This window comes from Melioribacteraceae bacterium (assembly GCA_019638015.1).
Taxonomy (GTDB): Bacteria; Bacteroidota; Ignavibacteria; order Ignavibacteriales; family Melioribacteraceae; genus JAHBUP01.
Genome location: JAHBUP010000001.1, coordinates 3,313,586 through 3,331,987, shown reverse-complemented (window position 1 = coordinate 3,331,987; position 18,402 = coordinate 3,313,586). Strand labels below are relative to the sequence as shown.

The 18,402-nt window shown below is 35.0% G+C and carries 14 protein-coding genes and 1 riboswitch; of the genes, 11 read left to right on the top strand and 3 right to left on the bottom strand.

Annotation, left to right across the window (positions count from 1 at the left end):
* Nucleotides 1-14 precede the first annotated feature (14 nt).
* Nucleotides 15-431: a cupin domain-containing protein gene (locus KF816_14240; protein ID MBX3009175.1), complete on the top strand. Its 417-nt coding sequence runs from the start codon at nucleotides 15-17 to the stop codon at nucleotides 429-431.
* 12 nt (nucleotides 432-443) lie between these two features.
* On the opposite strand, the gene KF816_14235 is transcribed toward KF816_14240, so the two are convergent.
* The gene (locus KF816_14235) at nucleotides 444-770 is read right to left on the bottom strand and encodes a hypothetical protein (protein ID MBX3009174.1); all 327 of its coding nucleotides are present in this window, start codon (nucleotides 768-770) and stop codon (nucleotides 444-446) included.
* A 27-nt stretch (nucleotides 771-797) separates the two neighbouring features.
* Here KF816_14235 and KF816_14230 point away from each other — a divergent pair, with 27 nt between their 5' ends.
* Nucleotides 798-962 (top strand): hypothetical protein, encoded by a 165-nt coding sequence (locus tag KF816_14230; GenBank protein MBX3009173.1) that lies wholly within the window; start codon nucleotides 798-800, stop codon nucleotides 960-962.
* Between the two features lie 95 nt (nucleotides 963-1,057).
* Entirely contained in the window at nucleotides 1,058-4,174 is a 3,117-nt protein-coding gene (locus KF816_14225) for a fused MFS/spermidine synthase (protein ID MBX3009172.1), read from the top strand.
* Between the two features lie 113 nt (nucleotides 4,175-4,287).
* Here the strand turns inward: KF816_14225 and KF816_14220 are convergent, their stop codons facing one another.
* Nucleotides 4,288-6,207 carry a TonB-dependent receptor gene (locus KF816_14220; protein MBX3009171.1) on the bottom strand — a complete coding sequence of 640 codons (1,920 nt, stop codon included), beginning with the start codon at nucleotides 6,205-6,207 and terminating at the stop codon, nucleotides 4,288-4,290.
* 115 nt (nucleotides 6,208-6,322) lie between these two features.
* A riboswitch (cobalamin riboswitch) is annotated at nucleotides 6,323-6,598 on the bottom strand.
* A 234-nt stretch (nucleotides 6,599-6,832) separates the two neighbouring features.
* On the opposite strand from KF816_14220, the gene KF816_14215 reads away from it, so the two are divergent.
* The 6 genes from KF816_14215 (at nucleotide 6,833) to KF816_14190 (ending at nucleotide 12,993) form a co-directional block, all read left to right on the top strand.
* A complete protein-coding gene (locus KF816_14215; GenBank protein MBX3009170.1) occupies nucleotides 6,833-7,501 on the top strand; it encodes a succinate dehydrogenase cytochrome b subunit in 669 nt (222 codons plus the stop codon).
* On the top strand, nucleotides 7,501-9,411 hold the full coding sequence (locus tag KF816_14210; GenBank protein MBX3009169.1) for a fumarate reductase/succinate dehydrogenase flavoprotein subunit: 1,911 nt from the start codon (nucleotides 7,501-7,503) through the stop codon (nucleotides 9,409-9,411). The genes KF816_14215 and KF816_14210 overlap by 1 nt, the downstream gene beginning before the upstream one ends.
* Complete coding sequence (locus KF816_14205; GenBank protein ID MBX3009168.1) at nucleotides 9,411-10,163, top strand: succinate dehydrogenase/fumarate reductase iron-sulfur subunit; 753 nt, start codon at nucleotides 9,411-9,413, stop codon at nucleotides 10,161-10,163. The genes KF816_14210 and KF816_14205 overlap by 1 nt, the downstream gene beginning before the upstream one ends.
* A 224-nt stretch (nucleotides 10,164-10,387) precedes the next feature.
* Nucleotides 10,388-11,461, top strand: a complete 1,074-nt coding sequence (locus tag KF816_14200) for a hypothetical protein (GenBank protein ID MBX3009167.1) — start codon at nucleotides 10,388-10,390, stop codon at nucleotides 11,459-11,461.
* A gap of 409 nt (nucleotides 11,462-11,870) precedes the next feature.
* Nucleotides 11,871-12,131 carry a zf-TFIIB domain-containing protein gene (locus KF816_14195; protein MBX3009166.1) on the top strand — a complete coding sequence of 87 codons (261 nt, stop codon included), beginning with the start codon at nucleotides 11,871-11,873 and terminating at the stop codon, nucleotides 12,129-12,131.
* Nucleotides 12,132-12,216: 85 nt separating this feature from the next.
* Nucleotides 12,217-12,993: a sulfite exporter TauE/SafE family protein gene (locus KF816_14190; GenBank protein ID MBX3009165.1), complete on the top strand. Its 777-nt coding sequence runs from the start codon at nucleotides 12,217-12,219 to the stop codon at nucleotides 12,991-12,993.
* 17 nt (nucleotides 12,994-13,010) lie between these two features.
* Here KF816_14190 and KF816_14185 read toward each other — a convergent pair whose 3' ends face one another.
* Nucleotides 13,011-14,957: a DUF4914 family protein gene (locus tag KF816_14185; GenBank protein MBX3009164.1), complete on the bottom strand. Its 1,947-nt coding sequence runs from the start codon at nucleotides 14,955-14,957 to the stop codon at nucleotides 13,011-13,013.
* Nucleotides 14,958-15,580: 623 nt separating this feature from the next.
* On the opposite strand from KF816_14185, the gene KF816_14180 reads away from it, so the two are divergent.
* Together KF816_14180 and rsgA are read left to right on the top strand one after the other, a co-directional pair.
* Nucleotides 15,581-17,194, top strand: coding sequence for a DEAD/DEAH box helicase (locus tag KF816_14180; GenBank protein ID MBX3009163.1), 1,614 nt, complete (start codon nucleotides 15,581-15,583; stop codon nucleotides 17,192-17,194).
* A gap of 15 nt (nucleotides 17,195-17,209) precedes the next feature.
* The gene (gene rsgA / locus KF816_14175) at nucleotides 17,210-18,280 is read left to right on the top strand and encodes a ribosome small subunit-dependent GTPase A (GenBank protein MBX3009162.1); all 1,071 of its coding nucleotides are present in this window, start codon (nucleotides 17,210-17,212) and stop codon (nucleotides 18,278-18,280) included.
* The last annotated feature ends 122 nt before the right edge of the window (nucleotides 18,281-18,402 follow it).

The window sequence follows — 18,402 nt, the reverse complement described above, 5'->3', positions numbered from 1 at the left end:
TGAAAGGTATAAATATGAAAAAATATAGTTTGATTGCACTGCTATTTCTTTTCGCAGTATCAATGAAAGCTCAGAGTGAAGTAACAAAATATAATATTGATAATTGTGTGTCAGAGTTTTCAAAAGAGAAAACTGAACCTACAAAAGTAGGATACCAATTTTGGTTTGCGGACAAAAATTTTGCTGATGGTAAAACCTTAAAAATGAGTGTTGTAGCGCCAGGCAAAGCTACACATCCACCACACAAACATTCAGAAGATGAATTCTTTTTTGTGCTTGAAGGTACTGCAGAGTTTTATTTAGATGGCAAAACAAGAACTGCCGGGCCAATGACAAGTTTTTATTGTCCTACCGGATCGGAACATGGAATTAGAAACGTGGGTGATACTGAATTAAAATATTTAGTAATCAAGAAATATGAGCAGAAATAAAATCTGCTCATATTAAATTTTTAATTCTTTTTGAATTTTCTCTGCAAGATCTTCCATAGTTTTTGTGAATGCATTTTCTAAATCTACTTTATAAAGATTCGCAATTACCAATACCGACCATAAGCAGTCGGATAATTCATGTGCTAATTTCTTTTTTGCATCAGGTATTTTGCGAAGATTACTCTCAGCCATTACAAGTTTCATCAAGTCTCCAACATCTCCCACAAAGCCCATCATTATTTCCTTCTCACCCCACTCATCAAAATTGTTTTTCTTGTTTAAATTCTTATATAAGCGAAAAATGTTCATCGCCTTATTAGTCAATTCGACTGTTTCCATTATTTACTCTTCCACTAGTGATTATAATTGAAATATAATAATATTCTCTTTGTTCTTCGTGGATACTCAGCGCTCTCTGCGTTAAATCTTGAGGTTTTTTCTGCCAGAAATTTTACTCTTCCGTTGATACCATTTCTAACTCTTCCAACCCCAAGTGGTGCATCTTTATTAATTATGGAGAATTCAGCATAGCACTATCACTCAGCTGAAAATGAATGTCTTCAATCAATTGACTTAAATATGAATTAGATTATATTTGTCCTAACTTTTAACAACTCCTAAAAGAAATGAAAACATCCGATCGAAGTCTAACCAAAACTATCATAGCTCTATTTTTTGTAATGACTGGAGCTACCGGATTAGTCTATCAAATTGTTTGGTTCAAATATTTAGCGTTATTTCTCGGTAACACAACCTACGCTCAAATGATCGTTCTCTCAACTTTTTTAGGTGGATTAGCACTTGGCAATTATTTCTTTGGGAGGAAAGCTGATTACTACAAGAATCATTTAATGGCATATGCTATTCTTGAACTATTTATTGGGCTATACTGTATTCTATATCCATTTATAACTTCATTTTGGGGAGATGTATTTATTTCAACCGCGTCGAACTACAACTATGATGGAAGAAATTTTGTCTTCAATTTTTTGAGGTTCGTATCAAGTGCTACTCTTTTGCTTCTACCAACTATTGCAATGGGAGGTACTCTTCCAATTCTAAGTAAATATTTTGTAGAAAACCTTAATAATACGAGGAAGGATGTAGCTACATTATATTTTTTAAATTCATTTGGTGCCGTGTGGGGAATACTGATTGCGGGATTTCAATTAATACCGGGGTTTGGATTACAGCCGACAATAATTGCCGCGGCTATAGTTAATATTTTTGTGGGTTTATTTGCATTGTTAATTTCAAAGTTTAATACTGCGACTGATAAGTTGTTAGATGAAAAATCAGATGAGCTAATTATCGAAGAGACAGAAACCGCTCAATCAGGAGATTCAAGTTTGATTGGTACAATATTGATTATTGCAGCTGGTTTATCCGGAATGGCAGCTTTACTATATGAAATGGTATGGACAAGATTATTCATTACAATATTCGGTTCTTCAACCTACGCATTTTCTCTGATGTTGATCGCTTTTATAAGTGGAATTACAATTGGGAGCTTTTTAATCACACTTAAATTTTTTATGAGATTTAATAAAATAAAGATGGTAGCACTGTTGCAGGTTTTAATTGCCACAAGTACCGGGTTAATCCTAATATTTTATGAACGATTTGCATATATACTTTGGCAATTAGCGTCTCTATTCACTAAAAACGATACAACTTTTTCACTATTTCTTGTTGTTCAGTTTTCACTCTGTTTTTTGGTACTGGTTATCCCAACAATTTTTATGGGAATGACGTTGCCTGCAATTGTGGATATAATTGCGGCAAAAAATAGATTGATCGGAAAAACAGTTGGGACTGTATTTTCAGTTAATACTTTAGGAACTGTTGCGGGAGTTGTACTAACAGGGTTGGTTTTTATACCTATGTTCGGAATTAAATCCACGTTTGAGATAGGAATAGCGATAAATTTATTTGCCGCAATTATAATTACAATGTCATACAAATCTATTATGATTCAAAAGAAAATAGGTTATGTAATATCTGCGGTTGCTATTTATATTCTATATGTTTTTATGTCACCGGCATGGGATGTTAACATTTCAATAGGAGGTGTGTTTAGAGCGCTAAAAGAGGATGCTCCTCCAAGTTATGCCGACTACAAAAATTATGTTGCCAATTATAAAGTTCTATTTTACAAAGAGGGAACAAATGCTAACGTGGCTGTAACACTTACCCCTCCTCCATTGATCCAAAAACGACTCGTAATAAATGGCAAACCGGACGCCAGCAGTGTAACCGATATGCCTACTCAAAAGCTTATTGCGCAAATTCCCATGATCCTCCATGAAAATCCTAAAAATGTATTTGTCGTAGGATTTGGCAGCGGAGCAACTATTGGTTCTGTATTAACTCACCCTATAAACAAAGTTGACTGCGCGGAAATATCGGTCGAAGTTATTGAGGCGGGTAAATATTTTAAAGAGGAAAATGGTGATTGTTTAAATAATGACAAGCTAAATCTATATAATGAAGACGCGTTAACTCTGCTCAAACTATCTAAAGAAAAATATGATGTAATAATTTCGGAACCTTCAAATCCTTGGATAGCCGGTATCGGTAATTTGTTTTCAGTAGAGTATTTCAATCTATGTAAATCAAAATTGGCCGATAATGGAATTATGGTTCAGTGGTTCCATATGTATGAATCGGATGACCAAATTGTGAAACTTGTATTAAATACATTTCGATCTGTATTCCCAAATTCTACAGTCTGGCAGGGTGTTAGTACCGATTTAATTATAGTTGGGTTTAAAAATCAGTTCACTCCCAATTTTACAAATATTGATAAGAAGATAAATATTCCTTCAGTTAAAAAAGATTTGGCAAGTATAGGGGTTAACAATACTCTGACTTTATTGACAAGTCAGTCATTATCACGCAGGGGAATTTTTCTTGCCGCAGATGCAAAGGAAATAAATTCTGAATTTCATCCACGGTTAGAATTCTTAGCTCCAAAATCATTTTATGTGGGGAATACTTCTCAGCTTATTTACAAATTCGATGAAAAGTTTGATACATTAAATAAGAATTTATTCATATTTGATTTTGTACGGAGTGCAAAACCTAGTGCTAAAGATATTTACGAAACCGCGCTTTATCATAACACTACAACAAAAAATTTACGGCTTACGTTTGGATTATCGAAATACCTTCTTGATAACAACTTCAATAATTATGAAGTGCAAAAACTTTATACCGATGTTTATAAGGCGCTTCAAATTGATGATCCCAGAAAATATCATTATAAAGAAATTATTGAACAGTATCCCGATTCATTCTACCTGAGACGCGAATACCTGAATATGACAATGCTCGAAAAAATTAACCAAACTAACTTTCTGCAGATTCAATCGGTTAAAAAAGATGCGGATGATTTTATTAAATATTCGGCTAAAGATGCCCCTACTCAGGCAAAGTTATTAATTAAGCTGGCTAGCAATTATTTACTTAATAATGAACTCAATGAAGCAAAAGCAACGTGCCTAAAAATCTCAGAACTTCTTGTCGCTAATCCCAACTTAAAAAAACAAATTCCATTGGAAGAGTTTCACTATACTAATGCTTTGGTTTCTCTTTATCTGGATGACCCACAAACTACATTCGAAAATTATTATGCTTTGATTCAAGAAAACAGTGCCTTCGATAAACTTCCGCTTTTAAGAAGAATAGTAGAGTGGAAGCTGAGAGAAGCAAACCAATTACTGAAGGTGGATGTGAAATAATGGCGGAGTAACTTAATAATGAGAACTCTGCGTTAATACCTAAACGCAGAGTTCTCAAAGTTCACGCAGAGATTGAGCAGAATGTGAAAAGTCGTAAATCAAATGCGATTCTTTTATAGTGAATAACTAACTCCTGCGTAAAAAGTTCTCTTTAAAGTCCCGTAAAAAAGCACTTCTTCATATTCTTTATTAAATAAATTTTCGATGCGTGCGTTTAATGAAATATTATTAAATATTTTATAACGAGCCGATAAATCTAAAATACTATAACTTGGCATAGTAACACGTGCGGCGGGAAATGCTGAGAAATCTTTATCGTCACGTTCTCCAACAAATCTATATTCTGTTCCGACAGAGAGGTCAATATTAAAAATATAATATGTTGAAATTGAGAATTGATGCTTGGGTCTTCTTAATAATTGCTGATTATAATCGGAGCTTAGGGAGTGCTCATCCTTTGATTTATTATATGTATATGATGACGTAATATTTAGTCCTCTAACATTTTTTAATGATAAGAAAAACTCCAATCCATTTGATGAAGCTTCGGCAATATTTACTGTTTTATAATTAGCATCGAACCCAAACATGTTTTTTAGTTTGAGAGAGAAGTAATTCACACCGAAAGAATATTTACCCGATGCAAAAAATTGTTCAATTCCAAAATCATAACCATTGCTCTTCTCCGGTTTTAAATCACGATTGCCGAACATCGGATCAAATAAGTAAAATAATGAAGGAGCTTTAAATCCTGTGCCGTAGGTAAACTTTAGTTTTGTATTTGTAGAACTGACATAGTATGATGGAGCTATTCGGTATGTGATGATATTTCCGAATTTCTGATTATCGTCATAGCGGAAACCTGCAGTAACAAAAAATTGATTGCTGACATTTAATTGGTTTTGGACATATATTCCAAGCGTCCTCATAGATTCCTCCGGAAAAACACTTTCGTAAGGACCCCACAAACTTGTTGAATTATAACTTGTGTGAGCTTTTTCAGTCTGACTTTCTAAACCAATAGTCAATAGATTCATTTTGCCTAGATTGAAATTATTCTGGAAATCAAATTTTATCCTATTACCGCGAGCATAATTATCGAGATAATCATTTGGCCTTACTATATCAGGTTCATCCAACGAACGACTGTAGCGTTTAGTAACGGATGCCGAAAATTGCGGTTTCCAAATACCATTCAACAGTTCAGCAGATGCATCAAATTTTAGCAATTGTTCTTCAGTCTTGTAATTAAAATTTGGATCATCACCGAGTTTTTCACTTTGATCCAATCCTGCTTCTGAATATGAAAATTTATATTGTAGTCCAATTTTTAATTGAGGCACTATATTAATTGCGATATTAGAAGTTAAAGCATTTGTAATAAAATTGTCTTTTTCACTATTCCCATAAATACTATTAGCGGCTGATATTCCCTCGGTACTTAATCGTGTTGAAGAAATATTATATGAAATGGAATTATAACTTCCCGAAGCACTCAAAATACCTTTATAAAAAGTGTTTGAACCTCCCTCAATGGAAGCATAATATCCCGGTTTTTCTGATCCGTTTTTAGTAATAATATTAATAACTCCCGCTATTGCGTCAGAACCATATAATGTGCTTTGTGCACCTCTAACAATTTCAATTTTATCGATATCATAAGTATTCATTGTCCCAAAATCGAATGCGTTATTTGGAGAGGAGGGATCATTTACTTTTACTCCATCAATAATAACTAAAGTATGCTCGGAATTTGCCCCCCGCATAAATACACGGGTTAACTTCCCTAATCCGCCTTGCTGTATAACATTGATCCCGGGAACAGTGCGAAGTATTTCGGCAACCGAACTTTTCCCGCTTGTTAAAATTTCTTTGGAATCAATTACTGTAACAGAGCTGGCGATAGATAAATACTGGCTTTCTGTTTTTGTGGCGGTTACAATTACATTTTCGAGAGTAGCCTTAAGTGTATCCTGAGAATATAACCGCAGATTAAAAATTAGAATTAATAGAAATGAAAATAGTATTTTCATTGAAGTTACTCCTATGAATAAATATTAGAAGAATAACTTCGTGGGCAGTAAATAAATTGGAATGATGTAAAGATCATCAAAACCTCTCCCGCGAAGGTTTGCCGATTTTCGGCTATTGATTAATGATATTTACGGCAGGTCTCCTGGCTTGAAACATCGTAAAACGCCTTCCCGATTCGAGTGTAGAGTATTGAGTATCGAGTGATGAGTATTGAGTAATGAGTGTAGAGTATATAGCTTTTACTCTATATTCTTCACTCTAAACTCTACACTGCTTTTCAGTGGCTTTGTGTTAAACGACTTTTTTCGTTTCTTACAGTTGCGCGTCAGCACCGGATTTTAACCGGTTTCCCTATTGAGTCTGAACGACACCGCAAATAATTTTAAAGAACTGATGGAAAAGTATCAAATAAATTTGATAATTGAAAAAGGATTTATTAGTGATTAGAGTTACATGAACATTTTCGGCATATTTCAAATTTATTCTTTGAAATAAATCATTAATACACTTAATTTAAGTCACATAATATGATAAACTTCACTTTGACTAGAATAATAAAAAATCTAATTCATGAAGCAAATCTTTTATCATTTCCTAAAATCCATCTAAAATAGGAGAAATTTAATGAGCTGGTTTTGGAAAAGTATCAATTCATCAATCGGCAAAAAGTTGGTTATGGCAATAACCGGCATTTGTCTGATTTTGTTTTTAAAAATACATTTGTTCAATAATCTTACACTGTTTGCCGGTCCGGATGTATTTAATACTGTTGTAAAAAGTTTAGATGGTATTAAACCTTTAATCCGTATTATTGAAGTTATTTTAGCGACTATTTTTATTCTTCACATTTTTAACGGCTTCAAACTGTATTTGGAAAATAAAAAAGCTCGTCCGGTTGAATATACAATCAGCGGGGCTTCAAAAAACTCCACAATATTTTCAAGAACAATGATTCACTCCGGTTCAATTATTCTAATATTTCTGGTAGTTCATTTAAGAACAATGTGGGTATCATTTAATTTTGATGCGCAGATACATGAAAATCATACTTACTACGAAACAGTATCAGCGGCATTTCAAAATCCCATTTATGCGAGCTTCTATATACTCTCGATGTTCGTTCTGGGATTTCATCTTAATCATGGTTTCCAAAGCGCGTTTCAAACATTTGGCTGGAATAACAATAAATACTTTCCCATAATTAAAATTATTGGAACTGTATATTCGGTTTTGGTTGCTTTATTGTTCGCTTCAATTCCGGTTTACTTTTTATTTTTCTTCGGAGGTAACTAATGATAAAATTAGATTCTAAAATTCCGGAAGGGCCAATTCAAGATAAATGGACAAATCATAAGTTCAATATGAAACTTGTGAATCCGGCAAATAAAAGAAAATTTGATATAATAGTTGTAGGCACTGGATTAGCAGGAGCTTCTGCCGCCGCAAGTTTGGGAGAACTGGGCTACAATGTAAAAGCATTTACTTATCACGATAGTCCCCGCCGCGCTCATAGTATTGCCGCGCAGGGTGGAATTAATGCCGCAAAAAATTATCAGAATGATGGCGATTCCGTATATAGATTATTTTATGATACCGTTAAAGGGGGCGATTTCCGCGCCCGCGAGGCTAATGTTTATAGACTGGCAGAAGTTAGCAATAATATTATTGATCAATGCGTCGCACAAGGTGTTCCATTTGCACGTGAGTATGGGGGATTGCTCGATAACCGCTCATTCGGCGGCGCGCTTGTTTCGAGAACTTTTTACGCTAAAGGACAAACAGGACAGCAATTGTTACTTGGTGCTTATAGTGCAATGAATCGTCAGATAAATACAGGCAAAGTTAAGTTATTCAACAGAAGAGAAATGCTTGATTTAGTTGTAGTGGATGGCGTTGCTAAAGGAATAGTTGTTAGGAATTTGTTAACAGGAGAAATTGAGAAGCACTCAGCACATGCGGTTATACTTGCCACGGGTGGATACGCTAACGTTTTCTTCTTATCAACCAACGCAATGTTGTGCAATACTACCGCTATATGGCGCGCTCATCGAAGAGGTGCCGCTTTTGCAAATCCATGCTATACACAAATACATCCTACATGTCTTCCAGTTCATGGTGAAAACCAATCTAAACTTACTTTAATGAGTGAGAGTCTTCGTAATGATGGCAGAATATGGGTTTCAAAAATTAAAAATGATATGCGTAAGCCGAATGATATTCCTGAAGAGGAAAGAGATTATTATCTCGAAAGAAAATATCCTACTTATGGAAATCTTTCACCTCGCGATATTTCATCCCGTGCGGCAAAAGAAGCGTTTGATGATGGTCGCGGCGCTCAAGGACAGGAAGCTGTTTATCTCGATTTTAAAGATGCTATTAATCGGCTTGGTCAAAAATTAATTGAAGAACGTTACGGCAACTTATTTGAGATCTATCAAACTATTACGGGGGAAAATCCTTATCAAGTGCCAATGAAAATATATCCCGCACCCCATTATACTATGGGAGGATTATGGGTAGATTATAATTTGATGAGCACAATTCCAGGCTTATTTGTTGCTGGTGAGGCCAACTTTTCCGATCATGGTGCAAACCGGCTTGGAGCAAGCGCATTAATGCAGGGTTTAGCGGATGGCTATTTTGTAATTCCATACACTATCGGAAACTATCTAGCCGGTGATAAACCTAGTTTGGTTAAAACAGATCATCCTGAATTTGATAAAGTTAAAAATGAAGCGGAAGAAAACACGAAAAAACTTCTCTCAATTAAAGGAAAGAAAACGGTTGATGAGATTCATAAAAAGCTTGGCAGAGTAATGTGGAATAAAGTTGGAATGGCTAGAAATGAAAAGGGATTGAAAGAAGCTATTCAGGAAATAAAAGCGATTCGAGAGGATTTCTGGAAAGATGTGAATGTGGTTGGAGAAAATAATGATGTTAATCAATGCCTCGAACGCGCGCTTCGTGTTGCCGATTTTCTTGAGCTTGGTGAATTAATGGCTGTTGACGCTCTCGATAGAAATGAATCGTGCGGCGGTCATTTTAGAGAAGAATATCAAACAGAAGAGGGGGAAGCTAAACGTGACGATGAAAATTATACTTACGTAGCTGCCTGGGAATTTGAGAATGCGGGTAAATGGAATCTTCACAAAGAAAACCTTGAATTTGAAAATGTAAAACTAGCGCAAAGGAGTTATAAATAATGAGCGCAAATAAATTGAATCTGACTCTAAAAATTTGGCGGCAAAAAAGCATTAACTCGCCTGGAAGTTTTGTTGAATATAAAATTAGTGTCTCTCCAGATTCATCTTTTCTTGAAATGCTGGATGATCTGAATAATGAATTAGAAAGTAAAAATCTTGAACCCGTTGCTTTTGAAAGCGATTGCCGTGAGGGTATTTGCGGAACCTGCGATTTAGTAATACAGGGTCAACCGCACGGACCTGTTCCTAAAATTGCAACATGCCAGCTTCACATGCGTAACTTTAAAGATGGCGAGACAATTTGGATTGAGCCATTCCGCGCAAAGGCATTTCCAATTATAAAGGATTTAATCGTCGATAGAACCGCGCTTGACAAAATTCAGCAGGCCGGAGGATTTATTTCTGTTAATACAGGCAGTGTGCCCGATGGAAACGCAATTCCAATTCATAAAGATATTGCGTCGGAAGCAATGGATGCCGCCGCATGCATTGGATGCGGGGCTTGTGTTGCAGCGTGTAAAAACGCTTCAGCAATGTTGTTTGTTAGCGCTAAGGTTTCTCAATTTGCTCTTCTTCCGCAAGGAAAACCGGAACGTTATCAGCGAGTTGAGGCAATGGTAAAGGTTATGGATGAAATGGGTTTTGGAAGCTGTTCAAATACTTACGCGTGTGAAGCCGAATGCCCAAAAGGTATCTCGGTTAAAAATATTGCCCGAATGAATAGAGAATACTTTATGGCAAAAGTGAAATAGTTAATTTGAAATACTTCATATTAGACACTATAGTTCTTAAAGAATTCTCATAATAAACTTAAATTCTACTTACCAACGCCCCCTATGGGGCGTTTCTTTATTATAAAGTGTTCCTAAAATAGTAGTAAAGAAACATCCATTCATTTTATTTGATTTAATATAATTTTTTCACATTTTCGCACCACACTAAAGATGTTATCTCTGAATTTCAATTCGGGCATAGAATGATAAAGACTATCGATTTATTTCCCTATTACCCACCAAAATTTTTCAATCTGGTTTATATAATTACTTTTCTTTTCTGCTTTACAATTCTAGAGGCGGCATCAAAAGATAGTTTGAACACACAAAAAGGAATTCAAAATCAAAATTATCAAAGCATTGTGGAATCTAATCCTATTCCACAAAAAGTTAAGGTGGGATTTTACGCCCAGAATATTTATGAATTAGACCCGGCGAGCAATACTTTTTACATGGACTTTTATGTTTGGTTTATTTGGAAAGGTGATATTGATCCAACTGAAAAAGTTGAATTTATGAATGGCGTTGAAGATTGGGGGATGACAAAAGTAAACGTCTATGATGTCCCCAAAATGTTGGCTGATAGTAGTTTTTATCAAGCTATAAGAGTTGAAGGAAGGTTCAGGGAGAATTTTAGATTTGAGCGTTTTCCACTTGATGAGCAAAGACTTGGTGTGATAATAGAAAATTCTGTTCATACAACCGATGAAATAATATATTATGCCGATACTCTCGAATCTGGATATGCGACAGATCTTGAAATACCAGGATGGGAATTTAAGAATTATCAAATTTCAGGCTCTACACATACCTATTCAACAAACTTTGGTGATCCGGATGCAGATAAGAAAATTTCAAATTACTCCGCATTGCGTTTTGAACTTAAGGTTTCACGGCCTGCAAACTACTTTATATGGAAATTACTTCTACCTCTAATAATTGTTCTGCTCGCAAGCTGGGGTGCGCTTCTACTTGATCCAAGAAGAGTAGATTCCCGCATTCTACTGCCAATTACCACACTGCTTACAGCTGTATTCCTTCAACAAAATTATTCCGATTCCCTACCCGCTGTTAGTTATTTGGTACTCCTCGATAAGATTTATGTTCTAGCTTACCTAACTATTATAATTGCTATTATGGCAACAATATATACCGCCGGGATTGTAAAAGAGGATAATCAAAAATCAGTTAACCGAGTTAAGAAAATAGATCGGATATTTTTAGGGATCAAAATTGTCATCTTTATAACAGGTTTAGTTTTTTTGCTTTTGATCTGAAATTGATTTTATAATCGTTCGCCTCAATTTATTTATAAGTGTGATATTCAAGAAATTATGCTTTACCGGTTTTATTCTTACAATCTCTTCTGCGGTTATTTCTCTTGTATTTGGTGGATTCAGTAAATAGGAGGAAGCAAAAATATCCTCAATTTTAGTACTCAGTAGATACACAGTTGGAATAATTGTTTTCGTAATATCCTCCTAATTGTATTAAGGGGAAGTATGATGAGTGGTCTCGAAGAACCCTTTCTACCTGCATTATTTGATTTAATATAATTTTTTCACATCTTCGTGCCACAATAAAGAGATTATTTCTTTGTTTTAAACCAAGTTTAGTTTAAAAAACATTTGTATCTTTTATGAAGTTTGTATTAGATAATTTTTAATAAAATGAAAAGGAGTTAGTATGAATTGTCCAGTTTGTAAAGAGGTTAAGTTGGTTATTTCAGACCGCCAGGGAATTGAAATTGATTATTGTCCTGAATGCCGAGGAGTGTGGCTTGATAGAGGTGAACTTGATAAAATCATCGATAAATCAGCCCAATCACTACCTGTTAATAATCAACAAAGGGAGTCATATAACAAAAGCTATGATGATGATTATAATAAGTATGGATATAAGAAAAAGAAACGTGAGGGTTTTTTAGGGGACCTTTTTGATTTTTAGAAATTATTTTTTGCCGTATAACCTTTTCAATAATATAATTTTGGCGGATAATTATTAACGGTAAAAGCCAAAGAAAATTATAAATATGGTTGAATATGTAGTAGTCTCTTTAGTCGCGTTAATTGCTTCGGCTCTTACTTTTTTCTCTGGATTTGGACTTGGGACAATACTCGTTCCAGTGTTTGCGCTATTTTTTCCAATTCAATATGCTATTACGCTTACTGCCATAGTTCATTTTTTAAACAACATATTCAAACTATTTCTTGTCGGTAAAAATATTAATAAATCCATAACTCTAAAATTCGGTGTGCCGGCAATTCTATTTTCTTTTTTTGGAGCTTTAATATTAACACTAGTTACAGAAATGAAACCAATAATTACCTATTCTGCATTCGGTTCAGAATTTGTAATTATGCCGGTTAAATTGTTAATATCGGTTTTATTGGCATTTTTTGCGTTATTCGATATTATCCCGTTTTTCACGAGAATAAATTTTGATAAAAAATATTTACCGATTGGTGGAATTCTCAGCGGCTTCTTCGGCGGACTTTCAGGTAACCAGGGTGCGCTGAGATCGGCGTTTTTAATAAAACTAAATTTGACGAAAGAAGAGTTTATTGCAACAGGAGTAATAATTTCCGTTATGATTGACATATCAAGATTATCTGTATACATGAAAGATATTTTATTGATAGGCAGTAATATCGATTATGCATTAATTGTAACGGCTACTCTTTCAGCATTTATAGGTGCGTTCTTTGGTAATAAACTTCTAAAGAAAATGACAATAAAAACGCTGCAAGTTACCGTTGCAATATTCCTTCTTCTTTTTTCATTACTATTGGGAGCCGGTATTATCTAAATAATGTAATTCTAATTTTACAAAACATTATTATGTTCATAATCATCAATTCTGTTAAAGGAATATTCATATTGGTAGCTCATAGGCACGATTTCATTATATTCATCAATTGTTGCATTCGATAGACATGCATCAATAATGCGTTTACCTGTATGCAGCAAATCTTCTTTTAAGTATTTCTGCAATTCGGATTTAAAGAAAGCTTTCAGTATTTCTGCGCCGGCGTCATAACCTTCAAATCCAACTTCAGTTTGGTTATAAACTTTCAAAAATCTTGAAGGAATTTTTGAACCTTCAATAGTAAGATAATTCAACTCATAACCTAATAAAGGGCAGCGTGCCGGCTGATACTGATCAGTTCGGAGACGGGCGGCACCTCTGCGTGTAAGATATTCTCTCATTAAAAGTTGAGGTTTGAACCCAACTTTCCAAACGCCAATACTTTGGTTTGGTACTAATGTGAAGGTTGTTCTTGGCGTATCAATTAACTGTTTGAGAAGCATATTGGCATGTGGAACCCGTTTACCTGTGGCAAATGGCCAGTAAGATCCAACCCCCTCACTTTCCATTCCTCCCGTACTTACAATACTTGGATTATTGTGTCCGCGCGGAGCAACTAACCTCCACAACCAAGCAAGTGCTGGGGGTAATATATGGAACAAGCCAACAATACCGTATGATGGATTTTCTTTGGTACAGATTGGTGTACGAATTCCGAAACTTCTAATATCAACCGATACAGGTTTTTTAACAACATTAGGGACTGATCTTCGGGGAATAATTACTCTAGGATTGGGGCATGATTTCCCCGGTTCATCCTGAATATGATTCCAAATTAATGCTGTTGCATTGGGTTGGGTTTCGATATTTAAAAACAGTAATGGAAGGGAAGGGTTAATTGTTAGTTTTTCGAGAGTGGGATCTTCTCCATATTCTTTTACACTGTCAACCCTAACAAACCACGCGTTTTCAGCATCAATAATTCTAAGCTTACCATCCTTTTTCTGAACGGATGGATGGCAAAAAGCCATATCATCAGCAACAGAATTGAAAGAACAGAAACGGGGAATTGTAATAAATCTTTCTTCAGAAGTTACACTATTTCGTCCTAAAAGAACCCGTCCATCGGGTTCTCTAATAATATGCTGATGCATTTCACTTTTACCGCCGCCGCTTGCGCCTTCATGCATGAAGGTGGTTAGATTATCATAAGGACTTATAGATTGCACGGCCGAACAGTGAGCAATTATCCAATCCTCTTTTTCGGCTTGTGTTAGCATAACGCCGTAAAGACCTTTTTTGGCGCTAGGTCCGGGATATAAATTATATGAATACAATTCGTGTATCGATTCTGTTCGGTTATGAACCACAACCTGTTTACCGTTAAAATGAGTATGCCTAAAAATTGGAGCTACAAATATTACCGATTTTATTTCTGCATTATCTTTCAATTCATCTATGGCTACCATTTCTTGCAGCATTGATAATCCTAGAGCAAAAAACGCCGCATTAGCCGGTGCGATAGCAATTCCTAAAGAACCGATATTTTCTCTTCCTGCAAAGTAGAAGAAAACCGCCAAATCTTGTTTTTTTAACCAATCGAATGTTTCCATCTGTAATTTTGAGAATTCGTAACCATATTTTTCCAAAAACCTTTTTTTATCTGTAGGATGGTCATCGGCTATAACCATTGTTCCGGGATCCCTTCGGCGCATATATGCTTCTGTATAGTTAGCGGAAATCCCATTTTTAACTCGTTGTACAATTGCTTCAACATAATTACCTTTGCCCGGTACATCATACGCTACTTCGAACTCGGAGTTTTCTTTTCCGTTTGTAGAAGCTTCTGCCAACTCTTCATTGGTATTAAAGACTGTGTAACTTTTAGAATCCGATAATAATTCTGCAATATTATCGGGTAGGATAATATTCTTCTCCTTTAGTAATGTTAAAAGATTTTTCATAGTTAACTCTTCCTTATATATTTATTTTTGTTTGCGCTTAATATTTAATATGTAGTTAGAATGATCGGTCACCATCCAAGCATTTTTACTTAAATTTTTCATAATCTTTTCATTTTCAAAGAATTGAGTGTCTTTGACTCAAAATTGATCATTTTGGGGGCAAATATAATACTTTTGCTTAGAAAATAAAGAATGGTGAAGCTTAAATGAAAATAATTAATGAATATTACGCGTTTTTACCTTAATAATTTCTGATTTTTTTTCTGATAACGAATATTACAAAATGGTACTGTCCCTTGATCGGGCAGTAGTCGGATTCGGGAGAGCCATTCAGGTTATTGTAATTGTGTGGGGGATTGTCATTTCAAGTTAAAACGCTATTACATATTGCTTTCGAGATATTTTATAACATATCAGCCTACTATCAATCAGTATACGGACTGGGGAAAACATGACTGGGATTCAAATGGAATCGTAAAATCTGCGCAAGAAAGATTAGAGGAAGAATAATACACTCTTATTACCAATAAAATAATTAGAATCAATATCAGATTCAGCCCAACGCACCTATCTAATTAAAATCGTATATTTGCCACAAATTTAATTAATCTAAGAAGTATAACTTGTTAAAGAAAATCGCATCAAAACTAAAAACTATTTTTGGCAAAAAGCCAAAATCAACTGTATCAATAACAGAAGCAAAAGTAAAAGAGAGCCACACAGTTCCACGAAATAAAAAAGTTTATTCAAAAGAGAAAGGGGAACAGCTGGCAGCTTCGCAGGTAAATACAGACAAACCAAAACCCGCGCGTAGACCTTTTAAAAAAGAAACTAGAGAAGAATATCAGAAGCGGCATGAAAAACGGGCACTCAACGGAAAGAAAACTGATAAGCAGGATCAGGTTATCTCTACTGAACCATGGGATAAATCTGTTTTTAATGTTCCGGCTGAGCCGGGTAAAACACGGTTTCATGATTTGAATATCTCTGAAAATATTTTACACGCTGTGTACGATCTTGGCTTTAAATACTGCACACAGGTCCAAGAGGAAACACTAGCAAAATCATTAACTGGACTTGATGTTACAGCTCAAGCGCAAACAGGAACCGGAAAAACCGCGGCGTTCCTTATTACAATATTTAATCATATTGTTTCTAATCCAATAGATAAAAAGAGAAAGCATGGAGTGCCGCGAGCGTTAATTTTAGCCCCTACACGAGAACTTGTTCTGCAGATTGAAAAGGACGCGAGAGGACTCGGGAAATATATTCCATGCACTATACTTTCACTACTCGGAGGAGTTGACTACCAGAAACAACAGAGTATCTTGCGAAATAATGAGATTGATATTTTGATTTGTACCCCCGGGCGTTTAATTGATTTTATGGAAAAAAATATAGTTGATCTGGGAAAAATTGAAATCTTAATTATTGATGAAGCCGACCGTATGCTCGATATGGGATTTATTCCCGCTGTTAAGAAAATTGTTTCATCTACTCCCCCGAAATCAAAAAGGCAAACCATGTTTTTCAGTGCTACACTAAATGGTGATGTAAAACGACTTGCTGAATCGTGGACGAAGGATGCTTTTGAAGTGATTGTAAAACCGGAAGAGATTACTGTTGAAGCAGTTGAACAAATTATATATATAACTACAATTAAAGAAAAACCAACTCTTCTTTATAATTTAATTATGAATAAAAACCTTGAACGTGTGTTGGTTTTCGTAAACCGTAAGTATGAAGCTAAAAGGGTTAAAGATACTTTTGAAGCTTATGGAATTAAATGCGCATTGCTTTCTGGTGATGTTGAACAGAGTCAGCGTATTAAGCGTCTCGAAAGTTTTCGTGAAGGGAAGGTACGTGTACTTGTTGCCACCGATGTTGCCTCTCGCGGAATTCATGTTGAGGCAATTTCTCATGTTATTAATTATAATATTCCGCAAGATGTTGAGGAGTATGTACATAGAATTGGTAGAACCGGACGCGCCGGCGCAAAAGGTATCTCTATAAGTTTTGCCGATGAAAATGATGGGCATGAAATTTCCCGATTAGAAAAATATTTGGGTAAAAAAATTGAGTGTGTGTTTCCTGAAGATAATTTGCTTGTGCCTATTCCGGAAATTCACCAGAAGAAAAATTTGCCTAGAAAACCTAGAATAGATATTAAAAAGAGAAGTAGTTCCGGAGAACAAAGTTCTAGAAATAGAAATAATAGATACCGGGGAAAAAAATAGTAAATCTCTTATAGTATGAATCACTTAGAAAAACTTGGCTTCGATAAATGGTTTCAAGATAGAATTGAAACTGAAAAATTAAATAATCTGCAAATAGCGAGAGTAATCAGCGTAAACAAGAATAGTTTTGTGGTATCAAACGGTACAAGTGAGATCTACGCTGAACTAACCGGAAAATTTTTGTTCAATACCGATTCATCTCTGGATTTACCAACTGTCGGCGATTGGGTGTACATTCAATTACTCGATGAGGAAACCTTAGCTATAATTCGTGATATATTTCCCCGCAAAACTTTATTAAAAAGAAAGACTTCTGGCAAGGATATAGATTACCAGTTGATGGGTGCAAATGTAGATTATGCAATTATTATGCAGTCGCTCGATGCGAATTTTAACTTGAGAAGACTTGAACGCTATTTAGTAGTGATAAATGAGGGGAATATTACTCCCATAATATTTTTAAGTAAAAGTGATCTTTTAAGCAGCAACGAAATTGAGAGTAAGATAAATGATATCTATAAAATATTTGCTGATATTAAAATAGTTGCATTCAGCAATAACAGCAGAGCCGATATTGAAAATATTAAAATGTACTTTAACTCTGCTGAAACCTATTGTTTACTTGGCTCGTCGGGTGTTGGTAAAACTACATTATTGAATAATTTGATAAATGAAGAATTATATAAAACCCAACCAATTAGGGAAAAGGATGGACGGGGTAAACATACTACTACGAGACGAGAATTAATAGTGCTAGACAATGGCGCGATAGTAATCGATAGTCCCGGAATGCGTGAACTTGGTATTATGTCAGCCGATTCTGGGCTTGATGATACATTTAATGAAATTAGCGAGCTTTCGAAAGAGTGCCGGTTCTCAGATTGTACTCACACAGTTGAAAAGGGGTGTGCAATTCTTAATGCTGTAGAAAGTGGAGAATTAACTATAGAGCGATATAATAATTACATTAAAATTTATAAAGAATCATTGTATCTCGAAATGTCCTATCTAGAAAAGAGGCAGAAGGATAAAAAATTTGGAAAGTTTATGCATAACTATCAAAAGAATAATAAGAATTCTAAATAGGAAAACTGTTATTCGAGTTGCTCATTTTTGTTATGACGATTGTCAATGATAAATAATATTAAATTGACAGATTAAAATACTTTTCTCAAGATATATAATATCAATAATCCAAACACAGCAGT

Bases quoted from the DNA above. Each gene is read 5' to 3' on its own strand.
- KF816_14240 (MBX3009175.1), top strand. From the start codon at position 15: ATGAAAAAATATAGTTTGATTGCACTGCTATTTCTTTTCGCAGTATCA.
- KF816_14195 (MBX3009166.1), top strand. From the start codon at position 11,871: ATGAATTGTCCAGTTTGTAAAGAGGTTAAGTTGGTTATTTCAGACCGC.
- KF816_14185 (MBX3009164.1), bottom strand. From the start codon at position 14,957: ATGAAAAATCTTTTAACATTACTAAAGGAGAAGAATATTATCCTACCC.
- rsgA (MBX3009162.1), top strand. From the start codon at position 17,210: ATGAATCACTTAGAAAAACTTGGCTTCGATAAATGGTTTCAAGATAGA.
- KF816_14205 (MBX3009168.1), top strand. From the start codon at position 9,411: ATGAGCGCAAATAAATTGAATCTGACTCTAAAAATTTGGCGGCAAAAA.
- KF816_14235 (MBX3009174.1), bottom strand. From the start codon at position 770: ATGGAAACAGTCGAATTGACTAATAAGGCGATGAACATTTTTCGCTTA.
- KF816_14220 (MBX3009171.1), bottom strand. From the start codon at position 6,207: ATGAAAATACTATTTTCATTTCTATTAATTCTAATTTTTAATCTGCGG.
- KF816_14200 (MBX3009167.1), top strand. From the start codon at position 10,388: ATGATAAAGACTATCGATTTATTTCCCTATTACCCACCAAAATTTTTC.
- KF816_14190 (MBX3009165.1), top strand. From the start codon at position 12,217: ATGGTTGAATATGTAGTAGTCTCTTTAGTCGCGTTAATTGCTTCGGCT.
- KF816_14225 (MBX3009172.1), top strand. From the start codon at position 1,058: ATGAAAACATCCGATCGAAGTCTAACCAAAACTATCATAGCTCTATTT.
- KF816_14210 (MBX3009169.1), top strand. From the start codon at position 7,501: ATGATAAAATTAGATTCTAAAATTCCGGAAGGGCCAATTCAAGATAAA.
- KF816_14215 (MBX3009170.1), top strand. From the start codon at position 6,833: ATGAGCTGGTTTTGGAAAAGTATCAATTCATCAATCGGCAAAAAGTTG.